At 53.3% G+C, this 3,041-nt stretch carries 2 protein-coding genes; one reads left to right on the top strand and one right to left on the bottom strand.

The window, feature by feature from the left end; translation table 11 throughout:
* On the top strand, window positions 1-1,416 hold a 1,416-nt coding region (locus AB5Y67_RS21085; protein ID WP_368208071.1), incomplete at its 5' end, for a methyl-accepting chemotaxis protein.
* Window positions 1,417-2,053: 637 nt separating this feature from the next.
* Here AB5Y67_RS21085 and AB5Y67_RS21080 read toward each other — a convergent pair.
* Complete coding sequence (locus tag AB5Y67_RS21080; RefSeq protein ID WP_368208070.1) at window positions 2,054-3,031, bottom strand: IS5-like element IS5 family transposase; 978 nt, start codon at window positions 3,029-3,031, stop codon at window positions 2,054-2,056.
* Window positions 3,032-3,041: the final 10 nt, after the last annotated feature.

The raw sequence follows: 3,041 nt of genomic DNA, 5'->3' as shown, positions 1-3,041 counted from the left end.
TTCCAGCGTGGCAACACCCAGGGGGTTATCGCCGGAGATGTCTCTATCAGCGCCCTTATCTCGGACATTCTGACGGTCACTACCGAGGGGACTTACGCCATTCTGGTCGACAGCAACGGCACCATCATCGCCCACCCCGATGCCTCCCTGAGTCTGAAACCCGCCACAACGCTAGCCCCCGAGTTGACCGCGTCTTACATCAATCAGATCGCTCATGACGGTACGATCAACGAGCTGGTGATCAGCGGTAAGAAAGAGGTCTTTGACTTTAACGCGATCCCCAACACCAATTGGTATTACGGCATGATGGTGGATGACGAAACCGCTTACCAGTCGGTACGCCGCATGGTCACCTCCTCACTTATTCAGGGACTTATCACCATATTGATCGTGGCTGGCTTCTCCTATGTCGCCATCAACGGCTCGCTGGCCCCTCTGAAAACCCTGGGCGAAGCGATTGCCGATCTCTCCCGTGGCAACGGCGATCTCACTCGCCGCATCAAGATTGAACGTGAGGATGAAGTAGGCGCGGTTGCCAAACACGTCAACACCTTCATCGAGCGGATCCATGTGATGGTGCAGGATATCTCCAACTCCTCCGGCCAGCTCAACCAGCAGGCCAAGTCCTCCCACAGCATGGCGGAGAAGGCCAATCAGGGGCTGGCACGCCAGCAAAACGAGATCTCCCAGATCGCCACTGCGGTACACGAGATGTCAGCCACCGCAGTCGAGGTCGCCAGCAACGCCGAGCAGACCGCCGAAGCGGCCCGCAGCTCCTCCAGCAGTTGCGAGCATGGCAAGCAGGTGATCGCCCGCAACCAGCGCTCCATCACCGATCTGGCCACCCAGGTGGAACAGGCCTCCAACATCATTCAGGAACTGGAGAAAAACGCTCAGGAGATCAACACCATCCTCTCCACCATTCAGGGCATCGCCGAGCAGACCAACCTGCTGGCGCTCAACGCTGCCATTGAAGCGGCGCGTGCCGGTGAACAGGGCCGTGGCTTTGCGGTAGTGGCCGACGAGGTGCGCGTTTTGTCACAGCGTACCCACAGCTCGACTGTCGAGATCCGCAGCATGATCGAAACCCTGCAACGCAATACCCAGGGAGCGGTCAGCACCATGCACGAAGGCCAGCAGCTGGCCCAGAACAGCGTGGATGACGCCAACAACGCCACCCATGCGCTGGAGCAGATCACCACCTCGATCAACCAGATCTCCGACATGGCGACCCAGATCTCCAGCGCAGCCGAAGAGCAACGAGCCGTCACCGACGAGGTAAGCCGCAACATTCAGGCGGTCAAAGATGTCTCGGACGAACTGGCGTTGGATGCAGACAGTTCACGTCATCTCTCTGAACAACTTAAAAATATTTCGGATGAACTGAGTAATCAGGTCGGTATGTTCCGCATTTGAGTATGAGTAAAGGGGGCGTATATGCCAAATGCCACTCAGTTAAGGCTCCAGAGGCCGCTCCCCTGATGTGTAAAAATCCGAAACCTTTTGATTTGGTTTCGGATTTTTTATGCTTATCGACTAAGGAAGAGGCGAACAAGTTGATTGCTCCTTCATCATAATCAGCCTACTCACGTTTATAATTTCATTACTCCATTCGCACCGTCCTAAAAACATCCGATTACATCTCTATCTTGTTGATATGAAACTGATATATCCATAGCTTACATTAAGTAACGTTAAAAACGTTTGCCATAGTTCTTACATGTGATTGAATATTCGCCGCTCAATTTTTGAGCATGCAAAGGTTATGGATATTAGAATGGATAGTGCAATGTTGTTGCCTGCGGAAAATGCGGGTCATACGAGCCCACCTCGTATGACCCTTTTATTATCTCGTCTGCAATTTGGGGCGAAGATGAATGTTTTGATGGGACTTATGTTGTTGTTAAGGAAGGTGCGAATAAGCGGGGAAATTCTTCTCGGCTGACGCAGTCATTTCATTTCTTCATGTTTGAGCCGATTTTTTCTCCCGTAAATGCCTTGAATCAGCCTATTTAGACCGTTTCTTCGCCATTTAAGGCGTTATTCCCAGTTTTTAGTGAGATCTCTCCCACTGACGTATCATTTGGTCCGCCCGAAACAGGTTGGCCAGCGTGAATAACATCGCCAGTTGGTTATCGTTTTTCAGCAACCCCTTGTATCTGGCTTTCACGAAGCCGAACTGTCGCTTGATGATGCGAAATGGGTGCTCCACCTTGGCCCGGATGCTGGCTTTCATGTATTCGATGTTGATGGCCGTTTTGTTCTTGCGTGGATGCTGTTTCAAGGTTCTTACCTTGCCGGGGCGCTCGGCGATCAGCCAGTCCACATCCACCTCGGCCAGCTCCTTGCGCTGTGGCGCCCCTTGGTAGCCGGCATCGGCTGAGACAAATTGCTCCTCTCCATGCAGCAGATTACCCAGCGGATTGAGGTCATGCTCGTTGGCCGCGGTGGTGACTAGGCTGTGGGTCATGCCACTCTTGGCATCGACACCAATGTGGGCCTTCATGCCAAAGTGCCACTGATTGCCTTTCTTGGTCTGATGCATCTCCGGATCGCGTTGCTGCTCTTTGTTCTTGGTCGAGCTGGGTGCCTCAATGATGGCATCGACCAAGGTGCCTTGGGTCATCATGACGCCTGCTTCGGCCAGCCAGCGATTGATGGTCTTGAACAATTGGCGGGCCAGTTGATGCTGCTCCAGCAGGTGGCGGAAATTCATGATGGTGGTGCGGTCCGGCAAGGCGCTATCCAGGGATAACCGGGCAAACAGACGCATGGAGGCGATTTCGTACAGAGCATCTTCCATCGCGCCATCGCTCAGGTTGTACCAATGCTGCATGCAGTGAATGCGTAGCATGGTTTCCAGCGGATAAGGTCGCCGGCCATTACCAGCCTTGGGGTAAAACGGCTCGATGACTTCCACCATGTTTTGCCATGGTAGAATCTGCTCCATGCGGGACAAGAAAATCTCTTTTCTGGTCTGACGGCGCTTACTGCTGAATTCACTGTCGGCGAAGGTGAGCTGATGACTCATGATGAACCCT

This window comes from Aeromonas sp. s12, from assembly GCF_040907925.1.
GTDB lineage: Bacteria > Pseudomonadota > Gammaproteobacteria > Enterobacterales > Aeromonadaceae > Aeromonas > Aeromonas veronii.
The sequence above is the reverse complement of the archived record's forward strand: the minus strand, read 5'-3'. Positions and strand labels throughout refer to the sequence as shown.